Origin of the sequence: Mesorhizobium comanense (assembly GCF_005503535.1) — a bacterium.
Classification (GTDB): Bacteria; Pseudomonadota; Alphaproteobacteria; order Rhizobiales; family Rhizobiaceae; genus Mesorhizobium; species Mesorhizobium comanense.
Map to the genome: position 1 here is coordinate 57541 of NZ_SCNN01000007.1, position 14781 is coordinate 72321.

The 14781-nt window shown below is 60.7% G+C and carries 11 protein-coding genes; 7 read left to right on the forward strand and 4 right to left on the reverse strand.

Going from position 1 to position 14781, the window contains the following annotated elements:
- Positions 1-16 precede the first annotated feature (16 nt).
- A complete protein-coding gene (locus tag FFS37_RS14200) occupies positions 17-1057 on the reverse strand; it encodes an aromatic ring-hydroxylating dioxygenase subunit alpha (RefSeq protein ID WP_137931587.1) in 1041 nt (346 codons plus the stop codon).
- Between the two features lie 122 nt (positions 1058-1179).
- On the opposite strand from FFS37_RS14200, the gene FFS37_RS14205 reads away from it, so the two are divergent.
- The 4 genes from FFS37_RS14205 (at position 1180) to FFS37_RS14220 (ending at position 6235) form a co-directional block, all read left to right on the forward strand.
- The gene (locus FFS37_RS14205) at positions 1180-2088 is read left to right on the forward strand and encodes a LysR substrate-binding domain-containing protein (protein ID WP_137931588.1); all 909 of its coding nucleotides are present in this window, start codon (positions 1180-1182) and stop codon (positions 2086-2088) included.
- A gap of 250 nt (positions 2089-2338) precedes the next feature.
- A complete protein-coding gene (locus tag FFS37_RS14210; protein WP_137931589.1) occupies positions 2339-3922 on the forward strand; it encodes a phytoene desaturase family protein in 1584 nt (527 codons plus the stop codon).
- An 88-nt stretch (positions 3923-4010) separates the two neighbouring features.
- On the forward strand, positions 4011-4889 hold the full coding sequence (locus tag FFS37_RS14215; RefSeq protein WP_137931590.1) for a helix-turn-helix transcriptional regulator: 879 nt from the start codon (positions 4011-4013) through the stop codon (positions 4887-4889).
- Complete coding sequence (locus FFS37_RS14220) at positions 4886-6235, forward strand: glutamine synthetase family protein (protein ID WP_137931591.1); 1350 nt, start codon at positions 4886-4888, stop codon at positions 6233-6235. Before FFS37_RS14215 ends, FFS37_RS14220 begins: the two co-directional genes overlap by 4 nt.
- A 716-nt stretch (positions 6236-6951) precedes the next feature.
- Here FFS37_RS14220 and FFS37_RS14230 read toward each other — a convergent pair.
- From FFS37_RS14230 to FFS37_RS14240, 3 genes are all read right to left on the reverse strand, one after another.
- Positions 6952-7188 (reverse strand): hypothetical protein, encoded by a 237-nt coding sequence (locus tag FFS37_RS14230; protein ID WP_137931593.1) that lies wholly within the window; start codon positions 7186-7188, stop codon positions 6952-6954.
- Positions 7189-7530: 342 nt separating this feature from the next.
- A complete protein-coding gene (locus FFS37_RS14235; RefSeq protein ID WP_137931594.1) occupies positions 7531-10677 on the reverse strand; it encodes an efflux RND transporter permease subunit in 3147 nt (1048 codons plus the stop codon).
- Between the two features lie 9 nt (positions 10678-10686).
- Positions 10687-11928 (reverse strand): efflux RND transporter periplasmic adaptor subunit, encoded by a 1242-nt coding sequence (locus FFS37_RS14240; protein WP_137931595.1) that lies wholly within the window; start codon positions 11926-11928, stop codon positions 10687-10689.
- A 223-nt stretch (positions 11929-12151) separates the two neighbouring features.
- On the opposite strand from FFS37_RS14240, the gene FFS37_RS14245 reads away from it, so the two are divergent.
- The 3 genes from FFS37_RS14245 to FFS37_RS14255 all read left to right on the forward strand — a co-directional run bounded on the left by FFS37_RS14245 (position 12152) and on the right by FFS37_RS14255 (position 14762).
- Positions 12152-12871, forward strand: a complete 720-nt coding sequence (locus FFS37_RS14245; RefSeq protein WP_137931596.1) for a response regulator — start codon at positions 12152-12154, stop codon at positions 12869-12871.
- Positions 12868-14265 (forward strand): ATP-binding protein, encoded by a 1398-nt coding sequence (locus FFS37_RS14250; RefSeq protein ID WP_137931597.1) that lies wholly within the window; start codon positions 12868-12870, stop codon positions 14263-14265. The genes FFS37_RS14245 and FFS37_RS14250 overlap by 4 nt, the downstream gene beginning before the upstream one ends.
- Before the next feature lie 113 nt (positions 14266-14378).
- The gene (locus FFS37_RS14255) at positions 14379-14762 is read left to right on the forward strand and encodes a hypothetical protein (RefSeq protein WP_137931598.1); all 384 of its coding nucleotides are present in this window, start codon (positions 14379-14381) and stop codon (positions 14760-14762) included.
- Positions 14763-14781 lie beyond the last annotated feature (19 nt).

Sequence of the window (14781 nt, forward strand, 5' to 3'; positions counted from 1 at the left end):
CGGGCTGACAGTGAGCTCATTCGGCCGCGGCCAATTGCTGGTTCTCGGCGGCAATCAGTTTTGAAAGATTGCGACGGAAGCGCATCGGGCCGACATCGATCTTGAGATCGAGATTGGGTGTCCGTTTGTTGGCCATGCCCTTGTGCACGGCATTCAAGACAGCGCGATCCTCGTCGAATGCCCCGCGCACCGAAGAGGCGAACTGGCGCGAGACCTCCTGGTCGTCGGGCGCGAAGTTGCGCATCTGGAACCAGTAGTATTTCGTCTGGTTCTCATCGACCGGCGTCATGAAATTGTAGCTGTCCATCAGGAAGACGTCGTCGTGATATGGCTTGCCTTCGCCGCCGGTACGGGCGGGCACGAAAATCGCCTTGATGATGGCGTTGCTGGGGTAGCGCACCTCATAGTGCTGCTTGCGGTCGCAATGGCCCGAGAATTTCAGGAACGGCGCGTAGAACGGTGCTGGCTCGACATCGACCATCCAACGCCAGACGGTCACCCCGTTCTCACCCACGGTTGTTTCGAGCGGCGCATCCTCCATCGCCTGAACACCGCCAAACGATGACTGATGGACCCAGGAGACATGCGAGGGGTCCAGCAGATTGTCGGTCATGTAGAGGTAGTTGCAATCAAGCGTCATGGACTCGCCGCGATTGACGCCCCATGCCGGATCCCCCCAGTGCTCGACTTCGAAGATCCGCGCGGGATCGGCCTTCTGCATCTCGCCCATCCAGACCCAGAGCAAGCCATAACGTTCGGCGATCGGATAGGAACGCACACAGGCCACATGCGGTATCTTTTCGGCCCCGGGCACGCGGGTGCAGGTTCCGGTGCTGTCGAACGTCAAGCCATGATAGCCGCACTCGACCGTATCGCCCTTGATGCGGCCCATCGACAACGGCAGCTTGCGATGCGGACAGGCATCTTCGAGTGCGGCCACGACGCCATCGGTCTTGCGGTAGAGAACGATGTCTTCGCCCAGTATGCGCACAGGCTTGAGCCCACCGCTGACCTCCGCGTCCCACGCCGCTACGTACCAACAATTGCGAAGAAACATGGCCGTCCTCCCGAGCTTGCGACCAGCAAACTGATAGCTTTCGGGCAGGCGACGACAAAGGGCTTGCATCTGCGTTCTATTTTAGAAATGCTAAAACAAAACCGACCCCAGGATCGTCCCAGGTGAAGAACGCGCTCCCCCTCCGTGCGATCGAGGCCTTCGAGGCTTTCGGCCGTTGCGGCAGCGTTACGGCGGCGGCTGTCGAGCTTGGTGTTTCGGTCGGTGCAGTCAGCCAGCAGATCCGCAAGGCGGAAGATGCGCTCGGGCTCAGCTTGCTCGAACGCCGCGGCAGAAGCGTCGCGCTGACGTCCTGGGGGCGGACCTACCACGCCGCGATTTCTTCCGGATTCGAGAAGCTCCGCGACGCGCAGCACATTGTCGAGCGGGCGCGCTCGGAAAGCGCGCTGACGATCTCGTGCCTTCCCTCGCTTGCCAGCAAATGGCTGGCGCCACAGCTTCTGGATTGGCAGACAGCGCATGCCGGCGCGACGGTGCGCCTGATCGGCGCCGAGCAGGAGCCGCACTTTGGCAGCGATCAGGTGGATTTTCGGATCTCATACGGCACCAAGATTCACGAGTTCGATCATTATGCCGAGTTGTTCACGGATTGGGTGGTGCCTGCCTGCGCGCCTGGACTGCTGGCCAGCCGCCCTGTGAAGAGACCTTCGGACATCCTCGATTTCCCACTGCTTGGCATAGAATGGGCAAGCGACCATCAATCGCCGCCGGGCTGGGCCGAATGGGCCAGGACGATCGGCGCATCACATCGAAGGACTTCCGGCGAAGTGGCCTTTTCCCTGTCCAGCGCCGCGATAGACGCCGCGATCAATGGTAGAGGCTTCGTTCTTGCTCAATTGTCCATGGCCGCCGAAGACATCGCATCCGGCCGGCTAATCGTGCCGTTCAACGAGCGTGTGCAATTGCCTGCGGCCTATTTTCTTGCCTGGGACCGCGCTGCGCTGGACAAGCCATTCGGACCGCAGTTGCGGACCTGGATCGTTTCTATCTCCAAGCGGCTCGCTGCTTCTTGATCGAACCCACGGGGCTGCGGCGATGTTGTTGCAGAGCAACCGCGCGCCTATCGATCTCTTCCGGGGATGGCATGTTCTGCTCTTTGCCTTCGATGTTTGCAGGACACTCCAAGCAGTTACGCCTTCCCCTTAAGGGGAATGTGAGGAGCATGCGTCCCACCGTATGGTCCGAAGGTCTTTGTGAGCCGCGGCGTTGGACGCCCAAAGGCTGATCAAAAGCTTTCCTAACGCTTTGGATTGGTAGTGAAATATGCATGACGTCATCGTTGTCGGAGGCGGTCACAATGGACTGACAGCCGCAGCCTATCTCAGTGCCTCTGGTTTCAAGACGCTTGTCCTGGAACGGAGAGCTTTCGTTGGGGGGGCGGCCGTCACGGAAGAGATTGCTCCGGGATACCGCACCTCAACGGCCTCCTATGTGGTCAGTCTCCTGCGGCAAGAGGTTGTCGATGACCTGGACCTTAAACGTTACGGCTATGACCCGATTCCGATCGAGGCGAGCTTCGGGCCGGAACTGGATGGCCGCTATCTGCTCACCGATGGTTCCCCTGCGGACAAAGGCGAAATCGAAAAATTCTCCAAGAAAGATTACGACGCGAAAAAGCTGTTCGAAGCGCGATTGGAAAAAATTGCCGACGTCCTTCGCCGGGAAATGCTTGTCGAACCGCCTAAACTCCACGGGGCCTCGATCGGCACACTGTTCCGGGCCTTTGGGACAGCCAGACGACTGTCAAAACTATCTGCCGAAGAGCGTCAGCTCTTCGTCCAGATCATGACTTCGAGCGCGGCAACTATCCTCGATCGCTGGTTCGAGAGTGACGCCCTCAAGAGATATTATGCTTCATCGGCTACCGCCGGCAGCTTCAACAGCCTCCATACTCCCGGCAGTGCGCTCAACCTTCTTCATCTGAAGATTGGGGAACTCGAAGGTGTCCGGGGCGAGTGGGCGGTTTGCAGGGGCGGAATGGGGACGATTTCCCAAGCCCTGGCGCTTGCAGCTCAGAAACGTGGCACGGAGATCAGAACCAGCGCTGAAGTCCAGAAAATCGAGATATCCAACGGGCGCGCGGGCGGTGTCCTGTTATCAGATGGTTCGCGTATTGCATCGCGGATCGTGCTTGCGAATACCGATCCCAAGAGAACCTTTCTCACACTGGTCGGAGAGGAGCACCTGCCGGAGGAATTCGCTTCCGACATCAGATCATACCGCATGGGATCGGGGACACTGCGCATAAACATCGCGCTCAGCGAACTCCCTAGCTTCTCCTCGTTGCCGGGCAACCAGGTCGCCAGGCATCACAAGGCATTCATTCGCTTCATGCCCGACCTTGCCGCAATGGAGCGGAACTATCTCCGCGCGCGGGATGGTTTTGTGCCGGAAATACCTATCATCGACGCGATAATTCCCTCCGCACTGGATGCCAGCCTCGCGCCTCCCGGCGGGCACATTCTCTCCCTGCTTTGCCAGCATTATCCCTTTGATCTTGCGGAGGGATCCTGGGACGATCTGAAGGAGGATATCGCTGACAGCATCCTGATCCACCTCGAACAGTACATTCCAGGTCTGCGTTCAATTGTTGTCGGTCGTAGGATTCTTTCACCGCTCGATCTGGAGCGTGATTTCGGGCTTACGCGCGGCGACGTTTATCATGGTGCCTTGAGTATCGATCAGATGTTCAGCATGCGCCCACACCCTGAGGCGGCACAATACAGGACGCCTATCGCGAACCTCTATATCGGGGGAGCCGGCAGCCACCCCGGGGGCGGCGTTTCAGGAGCTCCCGGCTACAATGCCGCTCACCGGATCATCAGGTCGCATCGGCCCGGACCATGACTCATCGAGCTTGATGCAATCACCCACCCTTTCAGGGAATACTCGACCAGACGCCTTTCTCTAAAAGTAGCGAGAAAGAGATTTCACAATGGCTGCACTCAGGCTCCAATCATCGGTTTTTGACCATCAATGGTACAGTCGTATCGGCAGTGCGCTTTCGGCAGCAGGAACCGAAGGCTTCGTTTCCGAGTTGAAGGCCGCACTCTCCCTCGTGCTTTCCTTGGAATGTGTGCAGTTCGCTCTTGAGCGCGAAGGCGAACAACCCGTTTTGCTCTATGAGGAAGGTATCCCCGAAAACACCCATGCCGGGCTGATCGGCCGGTATTTCGACTTCGGCTACTTCCTGGATCCGCTCTGCCTCGCGGTTCAAGGCGGCATTGCGCAAGGCTTCTACTCCATGACGGAGGTTGCGCCGGACAACTTCACGAAGAGCGAATACTACAAACGCTTCTACGCGGCCAATGGCGTCTCCGAGGACTGCTACTTTGTCGTCGATCTCGATCCGGCCACCAAACTGACCTTGTGTTTTTTTCAGGGGCGCAGCGGAAGCCGGTTCACGACGAAGGAACTGGACTTCCTGCGCGCGGTCGAACCTCTGGTCAGGCAAATGCTGCTGTTGCACGCCCGCACAAAGCGGATCGGCGAACGGCACGGCCCGGTATCGGATGAGCGCGCCCAACAGCGCCACCTTGTTGCCGACCACATCAAGCAAGCCTTCGATACGTTTGGAAGCCAGACATTGTCACCGAGGGAACGTCATGTCGCCAAACTGATCTTGCGCGGGCATTCGGCAAAATCTGCATCCGACATTTTGCGCGTCTCGGTCGAAACTGTCCGAATGCACCGCCGTCACCTGTACGCCAAGCTCAACATCAACGCACAATCGGAGCTGTTCGCCAGCTTCCTCGATTGGCTTTCCACATCCGAAGTTTCTCCGAACACACCAGACAATGAGGCATCCAAGTGAACCACATCGTTGGCACTGCGGTGCGCGCCATGGGCGATGAGATCGCGGGTCTACAATATATCGACGCCCTGTGCGTGGATACGAATGGAGGTTTGCGTGGCAAGAGACTGCCTCGCGCCGATTTCGAGAAGCTCGAAAAAGGCCGGCTGAACCTGCCGCAGGCAGTGTTTGCGCTGTCGGTAAGAGGTGAAGCGCTGGACGGAGGTGGACGTGGGATCAGTGACGGCGATCCTGACGGCTACTGCTACCCGATCCGCTCCACATTCGCGCCAACACCATGGGCCCTTCAACCGAGTGCCCAGGTGTTGCTGGGGATGTGCGATTCCGAAGGAATGGCACTCGATATCGACCCGAGACGGTTGCTCAACGATGTGGCCCGCCGGATGCGAGCGCTCGGCTATACGCCGGTCGTCGCGCTCGAGCTCGAATTCTACCTGCTCGAAAAGGAAAAAAGCAGCTCATTTAGCCCGCGGCCCGTCGCGCTCCGAAACCTTGCGGGTGGTACGTGCTCGCAGAATTATGGCGTGGACGTGTTGGATGACCACGCGCGGGTGCTCAACACAATTGCCGACTACGCGGCGGCGATGGGGGTTCCGGGTCGCGCTGTCTCGGCGGAATCGGGCGTCGGGCAGTTCGAGATCAATCTCTCGCATGTCGCCGATCCCATCCTTGCGGCCGACCATGCAATATTGTTGAGACAGGCCGTCAAGAAGGCCGCGGACGCGCACGGAGTTGTAGCCACGTTCATGGCCAAGCCGTTTGGCGATCAGCCCGGCAGCGGAATGCATGTTCACATGAGCCTTCTCGATGGCCAAGGCGCCAACGCTTTTGACCCGGGTCATGCAGCACCACAGCTTGAGCACGCGATCGCGGGCCTGCAAGCGCTCATGCCGGGAAGTCTCTCATTTCTCGCGCCTAACGTGAATGCTTTCCGGCGGTTCAGACCTGGAAGCTTCGCACCGGTCAACAGGAGTTGGGGATACGATAATCGGTCGGTGGCGTTGCGTGTGCCAAGAGGCGAGCCCGCCAGCAGCCGCATAGAGCACCGTGTCGCCGGTGCTGACGCCAACCCCTTGCTGGTCACGGCCTGCATCCTTGCCGGCGCGATCCACGGCATCGAAAACCGACTGAAGCCGACACCACCGGCGACTGGAAACAACAACATCGGAGACGATCCGATGTTCCCCGCCAATTTTGCCGAGGCACTATTGGCTACCGAAAACGATACCGATCTCGCTCGCTACTTTGGCAGACACTATCTTCACTTTTACGCCGATCTGAAGCGACGCGAGCTTGCGGCGTTCATGAACGAGTACTCCGAGAAGGAGTACCAATGGTTCCTTTGATGGTGAGTGCAATGTGGAAGCCACTCGACGAAGGCCCTCGTGCGCATGCGACGAGAAAAGGGCAAGCCAAATCCGATGCCGGGTTGCCCGATCTGGCCCAGCATGGCGGCCAGCGCAATCCCGGCCCAGATCGGCTGCTCGCCATGGTCGCCTCTCTGCACGCCGAACGAGACCGTGATCATGACCAGTTCCCGCGCCATGAGGGCGGCGAGATCACGTATGTCCTGTGCCGCAGGTGCTGGCCGCCCAGTCAGGATTCTTGGGCTGGCCGTCCGACTCGCCCGTCAGATAGTTTCTGAACGCCGGCCAGCCGCTCGGGTAGCGCTGAAGATAGGCTGCGTCGTGCCAGTCGTTGCTGTGCAGTTAACGTGCCAGGGCGAGCATCAATGCTGTGTCGGTTCCCGGCCGCATTTGCATCCAGCTGGCGTTCTAGACTGCATCCAGATCGCTGCGGACAGGCGACACATTGATGATTCTGGCGCCATTCCCGGCCATTTTGTTGAGCTGCAGCGCGAGAGGCGCGAACACAGCAAGACGGCCTTCTGGCGGGCGGGCAATTGGCTTTGTCGAGACTTGCCTGCTCTGAACAACGGTTGGAGCAGTGCACCGCCGATGGAAGCGGTGAACTGCTCCAGCTCCTTTGCCCCTGGTGCAATTCCTGGGAGGTAAGCGTTTCGTGCTTTGCTGGAATTGCTCCGAGGGTCAAAATCCCGTCATCAATTGCCAGCCCAGGGGGCGCGGTCAGCCGGGCCGCTGTCGGGCTGCTGCTGCGCGTTCTGCTTGGCAATCTCATAGCGCGGCAGGGATGCCGCGTGGCTGATGGAAGAAGTGGTCTGGCTGTCGACGCCGGTAGCGAAGCCGCGGGTCGGATCACGATCCGGATTCTGGTTCGCGGCGAAAGAGATGCTGGTCGTTGCGACGAGGAGCATCAGGGCGGTTACAAGCTTATTCATGGTATTTCCTTTCCTTGATCGAGCAGATCCACCGATCAGTGCCTCAAACGGAATATTTGATCCGTTTTGATCAACTTTTCATGGCTTCCAGTCACATCACCGTGATTGACTTCCTGCTTACCTCTGAAATTTAAACTCGACCTGTCGCAGGTGTTTGCCCGGAATCGCTGAAATTGTATGAAAATGTACCAGAGGGCATCACCGCCTTCATCGCGTCAGCATAGCTGAGGACAACCGCGCTGACGGCGGAGGTGCGGTGGCCGGGGCATTGAACGCAAATGCCCTGATGCGGTCCAGCGGACGCACCAGGGCACAGGCTTGTGTCGAGAAGAGATTGCCAGGTCAGCGCTCGGCCACGACAGGCCCCGGCTGCTCGTCGATATGGCCGATTCTCGCCACAGGCTTGAACAGCTTGCGGGTGGTGACGAAGAGCAACGGGATGAAGAACACACCAAGCACGGTCGCCGAAATCATCCCGCCCATGACGCCGATGCCGATCGAATTCTGGCTGCCTGATCCGGGACCGTGTGCGATCGCCAGCGGCAGCACACCGAGAATGAAGGCGAGCGACGTCATCAGGATCGGCCGCAGCCGCTGACGGGCGGCTTCGAGTGTGGCGGCCACCAGTTCCTTGCCGGCCTTCTGCTGGTCGATGGCGAATTCGACGATCAGGATGGCGTTCTTGGCGGCGAGCCCGATCGTCGTCAGCAGGCCGACCTTGAAATAGACGTCGTTGGACTGGCCGAAAAGCATTGCGGCGGCCAGCGCGCCGAACACGCCGATCGGCACCGCCAGCATGACCGCGAAGGGGATCGACCAGCTTTCATAGAGCGCGGCGAGCGCCAGGAAGACGACCAGTATGGATATCGCATAGAGCTGCATGGCCTGGCTGCCGGAAAGCTTCTCCTGCGCCGACAGGCTCGTCCATTCGTGGCTGAAACCTTGCGGCAGCCGCGCCATCAGCGCGTCGACCTCGTTCATGGCGTCGCCGGAGCTGGCGCCAGCCGCCGCCGATCCTTGGATCGCGACGGCCGAGGCGCCATTGTACCGCTCAAGGCGTGGCGAGCCGTAGGTCCATTTGCCGGTGGCAAAGGCGGAGAACGGCACCATGGCGCCGTCGGAATTGCGCACATACCAGCGATCGAAATCGTCGGGCTGCATGCGGAAATTGCGGTCCGCCTGGACATAGACGCGCTTGACGCGGCCGCGGTCGACAAAGTCGTTCACATAGGTGCCGCCCCATGCGGTCGACATGGTGTCGTTGATATCGGCCAGGCTGAGGTTCAGCGCGCTCGCCTTCTCCTGATCGATGGTGATGGCGTATTGCGGCGTATCGTCCAGGCCATTCGGCCTTGTACCGCTGAGCACCGGGCTTTGCGCCGCCATGCCCAGCATCTGGTTGCGCGCCGCCATCAGCGCATCATGTCCAGCCCCGCCAGTGTCCTTGATGAAGAGGTCGAAACCGGCGGAGCTGCCGAAGCCGGGAACCGCGGGCGGCGCCAGCGCGATCACACGCCCATCCTTTATCCCGGAGAAGGCGGCCATCGCCCTTCCGGCAATCGCCCGCGCGCTCGATTGCGGCGTGGTGCGCAAGTCAAAATCCTTCAGGTCGACAAAGGCGATGGCGACGTTCTGGCCCTGGCCGCTGAAGTTGAAGCCGACGCTGCCGAAGACGCCATCGACGTAGTCTTTTTCCTTTGTGTTGAAGTAGGTCATGACCTGATCGAGCACCCGTCTCGTGCGGTCGGCGGTAGCACCTGGAGGCAGTTGGATCGTCGTGATCAGCCGCCCTTGGTCCTCCTCCGGAATGAAAGAGCTCGGCAGGCGGTTGAACAGATAGCCGACGGCCACCGCGATCAGCACGAACATGGCGAGAAAGACGAACGAGCGCCGGATCATGCCGTGAATGCCGCGCTGGTAGAGCTGCGTGCCGCGCTCGAAACCCCGGTTGAAGATCCCGAAGACACCACGCTGGCGCGATCCGCGCGTCGGCTTTTTCAGGATGGTGGCGCAGAGCGCCGGCGTCAGGATCAGAGCAACGATCACCGACAGGATCATCGCCGACACGATGGTCACCGCGAACTGGCGATAGATGACGCCGACCGAGCCCGAGAAGAACGCCATCGGCACGAACACCGCCGACAGCACGGTAGCAATGCCGATGAGCGCGCCGGTGATTTCCTGCATCGACTTGATCGTCGCCTGACGTGGTGAGAGGTTTTCCTCCTCCATGACGCGCTCGACATTTTCGACCACCACGATTGCGTCATCGACCAGAAGCCCGATGGCCAGCACCATGCCGAACATGGTCAGCGTGTTGATCGAATAGCCGCAGACGGCAAGCACGCCGAACGTGCCGAGCAGCACGACTGGAACCGCGAGCGTTGGAATGAGCGTGGCGCGGATGTTCTGCAGGAAGACGAACATGACGACAAAGACCAGCACGATCGCCTCGAACAGCGTCATGACGACCTGCTCGATGGAGAGTCTGACGAAGGGCGTCGTATCGTAGGGATAGGTGACCTGCACGTTGGGCGGCAGCGTGGAGCGCAAGCTGTCGATCGTCGACTGGACGGCGGCGGCCGTGTCCATGGCGTTGGCGTCGCCCGCCAGGCTGATGCCGAGGCCCGCCGCCGGCATGCCGTTGAACACGCCTGAGGTCGTGTAGCTTTCGGCGCCAAGTTCGACCCTGGCGACGTCGGACAGCTTCACCAGGCTGCCGTCGGGCTGGCTTTTCAGAATGATCGCTTCAAACTGCCGCGGTGACTGAAGGCGGCTGCCGGCGGTGATGGTGGCATTGAGCTGCTGGCCGTCGCGTTGCGGCAAGGCGCCGAGTTGGCCAACGGAAACCTGGGTGTTCTGGGCCTGGATGGCGGTGGCGACATCCGACACCATCAGCTGGTATTTTGCCAGTTCGTCGGGATTGACCCAGATGCGCATGGCGTAGCGTGCGCCGAACAGCTGGGTGTCGCCAACACCGGGGACGCGCTTCAGCGTGTCGTTGAGATTGGTGTCGATGTAGTCCGCCAGGTCGCTCGGCGTCAGCTTGCTGTCGGTGGAAACGAAGCCGACGACCATGAAGAAATTCGATGTCGACTTGGCCACGGTAATGCCGGTGTTTTGCACCACTTGCGGCAATTGTGCCGTCACCAGTTGCAGCTTGTTCTGCACCTGCATCTGCGCGACATCGGGATCGGCCTTGTTCGTGAAGGTCAGAGAGATCGACGTCTGCCCGGTCGCGGTCGAGGTCGAGGCGATATAGTCGAGATTGTCGATGCCGGTCATGCCTTGCTCGATGACCTTCGTCACCGAGTTCTCCACCGTCTGGGCGTCGGCGCCCGGATAGGTCGCCGTGATGCGCACCGTGGTCGGCGCGATCTGCGGATATTGCGCCACCGACAGCGTCGTGATCGACAGCGCGCCCGCCAGCATGATGGTGATCGCGACAACCCATGCGAAGACAGGGCGGTCGATGAAAAAACGCGACATGGGTGCAGCTCAATTCAGGGAGGAGGTCGTCAGGCCGGCTGGCGAGAGCACTGCCTGGCCGGAAGGCGACGGCCTGGAGCCGGCGTCCGCCCTCAGCTCTCCGGTCGCGTCGTCGACAACGACCGCGCTGACGGCCACGTCCTGACCGTCCTGGGTGCGCTGGCCGCCTTCGACGACGATGCGATCGCCATCCGCTATGCCCTGGCTGACCAACCAGCTGTTGCCGACGATACGATCGATAGCCAGCGTGCGGCTCTCGATCTTGTTGGCGGCGTTGACGAATTTGGCGACCGGCTCGCCCCTGGCATTGCGCGAGACGGCGCGCTGCGGCACCAGGAAGCCATCGATCGCCGTGCCCTCCTGGACGCTGGCGCGAACATACATGCCGGGCAAAAGGATGCGGTCGGGGTTTGGAAAGACGGCCCTCAACGTCACCGTGCCGACGGTCTCGGCGACGGCCGTGTTGGAGAACTGCAATTCGCCCGGCTGGCTGTAGACCGAGCCATCCTCGAGCTCGAGCTGAACGGGGATGTCATTGCCGCTTGCCTTGATGCGGCCTTGCGCGATCGCTTTCCTCAGCCGCAAAAGGTTCATGCTCGACTGGGTGAGATCGACCTTGATCCGGTCGAGTTCCCGGATCGTCGTCAGCGCGGTCGTCTGATCGGCGGTGACCAGGGCGCCGACCGTGACGGCCGAGGCGTCGATGCGTCCGCTGATCGGCGCGCGGATGGTCGCGTAATCGAGATTGATGCGCGCTGTCTCCATTGCCGCTTTCGCCGACGCGACATCGGCGCGCGCCTGCAGCGCGGCGACCTCGGCGTCGCCGAGTGCCTCGGCGCTGACGATCTTCTGTGTTTGCAGCGATTTGGCGCGCTCCAGCTTCGCCTCGGCATTGGGCACCGCGCCCTGCGCATGCTCGAGTGCCGCAGCCGCGGTGTCGTAGGCTGCCTGCAAGGGCGCAGGGTCGATCTCGTAGAGAACGTCGCCCGCCTTGATTTCACTGCCCTCGACGAAATTGCGCTTTTGGATGATGCCGCTGACCCGTGGGCGCACTTCGGCAACCAGATAGGCACTGGTCCGGCCGGGCAGTTCGGCGGTGATCGGCGCCGGTTGGGGGCGCAGCGTCTGCGCGCTGACCTCGAGCTTCGCCGCCGGCGGCGGCGTGCGTTGTGCCGCTGCCTGCTGCTCGCATCCCGACAGCAGGAATGTCGCCGAAATGCCGGCAATGACGTGGAGGGGAAGGCTTTTCACGGTCGACCTGGTCCTCAGACATGATGGGGAGGCCGGAAGCTAGTTTTGCCTTGTCGCACAGCTGTGCCGCAGACCGGTGAAATTGTATCAGTCCGCTCAGGCGAACCCTTAGATATCAGCAGCTTAGATCCGGCTCTGCGACAGCTTGATACATTTTTGTGCGTGCTGTCGATGCGAAATCCAGTATAGTTTGGCCCAGTCTCAATCAACCAAGTACAAGCTTGTGAACGCCCAACCGCACATCATCGTCGTCGATGATCATCGTGATATCAGAGATCTCGTCGGCAAATATCTGTCGCAGCACGGCTACCGGGTCAGCGTTGCCGACGGCGGGCCATCGCTGCGCACGATGATGCAGGCGGCGGCGCCGGACCTCATCATCCTGGATATCATGATGCCGGGCGAAGACGGGCTGGCCGTGTGCCGGCAGATCAGGGCAACCAACCAACTGCCGATCATTTTCCTGACGGCGATGGCCGAGGATACCGATCGCATCATCGGCCTCGAACTCGGCGCCGACGATTATCTGATAAAGCCGTTCAATCCCAGGGAGTTGCTTGCCCGGGTACGGGCGGTCTTGCGACGCGCGACGAGTTTGCCGCATCAAAGCGAGATGCTGCGCAGCGAGGTCATCCGTTTCGATCGCTGGCAACTCAATCTTGGCAGGCGCGAACTGCAGCGCAACGACGGCGTCGGCATACCGCTGAGCACGGCGGAATTCCGGCTGCTCAAGGTGTTCCTCGAACGCCCGAGGCTGGTGCTGACGCGTGACCAGCTGCTGGATCTCACGGTCGGCAGATCCTCTCACCCGTTCGACCGCAGCATCGACAACCAGGTGAGCCGGTTGCGCAAGAAGATCGAAACCGATCCCAAGAACCCTGGCATCATCCAGACCCATTGGGGCGGCGGCTACAGCCTCGTGGCCGAGGTCGAAGCGCTATGAACTGGTGGAAGAGAAGCCTTGCCTGGCAGTTCATCGGCTTCATGCTGCTTGCCTTGGTCATCGGGCAATGCATGTCCTTTACCTATGCCTGGAACGAGCGACGGAGCACGCTGCGCGAGGCCGCGCAAAGCGAATTGATCAGCCGCACCGCCACGCTTGCCGAGGTGCTCGATTCAATGCCCTCCGATTTGAAGCGCAATGTTCTACTGGCAAGTGCCACGAGCTACATCAGATACTGGATTTCGGACACAGATCCGCGCGCCGGCAACACCAGCGACTGGTATCAGCGGGCGATCGGCTATCTCAGTCAGCCGCTGTCGGAAATCCTCGACCAGGATACGACATCTCAGGGGCCGGCTGTGCCGCCCGATCCAAAGGATTCGCCGGTGACGGCATGGAGCAATCTGAACTCGCCCTTGTGGACGGTTTCCAGACCGGCGAGCTCTCTCAATTTCAGCGGCGCGGACGGCATGGGCCTGGTCACGCCGCTGAAGGGCAATCTGTGGCTTAATGCAGCCCTCTATAAACCGCTGACTTCCGATCTCTGGCGCGCGCAGTCGCTGCTTTCGATTGGCATTACCGGCCTGGTACTGTGCGCGATCGGCGTTTTTTTCGCCAACCGGATTGCCCGTCCGCTGCGCGAGCTTACAAGCTCGGCCGAGGCCATCGGTCGTGGCGAGGCGATCGCCAACATTCCCGAAGCCGGGCCGGACGACATCCGCCGGTTGTGCGAAGCGTTCAACCGCATGCAGTCGCGGCTGCGGCGTTTCGTCGATGACCGGACCAAGATGCTGGCGGCAATCGGACATGATCTGAGGACGCCGCTGACTACGTTGCGGCTGCGCGCCGAATTCATCGCCGATGAGGAATTGCAGCAGAAGATCCTGGCCACGATCGCCGAAATGCAGAACATGACGGAAGCAACGCTTTCCTTCGCCAAGGACGAAGCAGCGGTCGAGGAAACCCGAACCGTGGACCTCAATGCATTGGTCGAGAGCCTCTGCGAAGACCTGTCCGAGATCGGTCACGACGTGGACTTTGTCGAAGGCGATCCCCTCGCCTATCGCTGCAGACCGGACGGTATAAAACGCGCGGTCCGCAACCTGATCGAGAACGCATTGCGCTATGGTGGCCATGCTTCGGTGCGGCTGGTGTCCAGCCCCTCCACGGTAGACATATTGGTCGACGACGAGGGACCCGGCATTCCTCCGGCGGAAATCGAGCAGGTCTTTACGCCCTTCTACCGGCTGGAGCAGTCACGCAGCCGCGAGACCGGCGGCGTGGGTCTCGGGCTCTCGATTGCTCGGGCGATCATTCGCCATCACGGCGGCGACATCGTGCTTTCGCCGAACAACCCCGGCCTTCGCGCCGCCGTGACGCTGCCGCGTCTGTAGGCGCTGGCTCCGCGAGCACGACACTTCGATACACAACGGTCGAAGCTTGGCAAACTTCTGCGACAGACAGCTTGCATCCTTGCCGCGTCCCAATCGGCATGAGGAACGGTCAAATGCGCGAGCCAGCCGACCAGCCCGCTGCTAAACCCCAACCCATCGCGAAACCAATGAGAACCGCAGACTGGAATTTTACCGTATGCGCACTTCTCATCGTAACCCTTGGCATGATTGCGGCGACCTTCGTCAACCAGGCCTCGTTCGGCCAGGCCGCCATGCAACCTACATCTGGGCAAATGGCTTCGATAGATCTGTTCAATCGTATCGCAACCGTCATCCAGCATCCACGCTGCATGAATTGCCACACCTCGACGGATTTTCCCGGGCAAGGAGACGACAGCCACGGCCTTCACGACACCGGTACCGCGGCGGTGCAATGCGCGACCTGTCATCAAGGCGCCACTCGGACCAGCGACGCTGCCATATCTTGCCCATGGTGACCAAGATGTGGCTTTGGAC

What these genes read in the sequence shown, in the direction of transcription:
- FFS37_RS14210 (WP_137931589.1), top strand. Translation starts at nt 2,339, where the DNA reads ATGCATGACGTCATCGTTGTCGGAGGCGGTCACAATGGACTGACAGCC.
- FFS37_RS14235 (WP_137931594.1), bottom strand. Translation starts at nt 10,677, where the DNA reads ATGTCGCGTTTTTTCATCGACCGCCCTGTCTTCGCATGGGTTGTCGCG.
- FFS37_RS14200 (WP_137931587.1), bottom strand. Translation starts at nt 1,057, where the DNA reads ATGTTTCTTCGCAATTGTTGGTACGTAGCGGCGTGGGACGCGGAGGTC.
- FFS37_RS14255 (WP_137931598.1), top strand. Translation starts at nt 14,379, where the DNA reads ATGCGCGAGCCAGCCGACCAGCCCGCTGCTAAACCCCAACCCATCGCG.
- FFS37_RS14230 (WP_137931593.1), bottom strand. Translation starts at nt 7,188, where the DNA reads ATGAATAAGCTTGTAACCGCCCTGATGCTCCTCGTCGCAACGACCAGC.
- FFS37_RS14250 (WP_137931597.1), top strand. Translation starts at nt 12,868, where the DNA reads ATGAACTGGTGGAAGAGAAGCCTTGCCTGGCAGTTCATCGGCTTCATG.
- FFS37_RS14215 (WP_137931590.1), top strand. Translation starts at nt 4,011, where the DNA reads ATGGCTGCACTCAGGCTCCAATCATCGGTTTTTGACCATCAATGGTAC.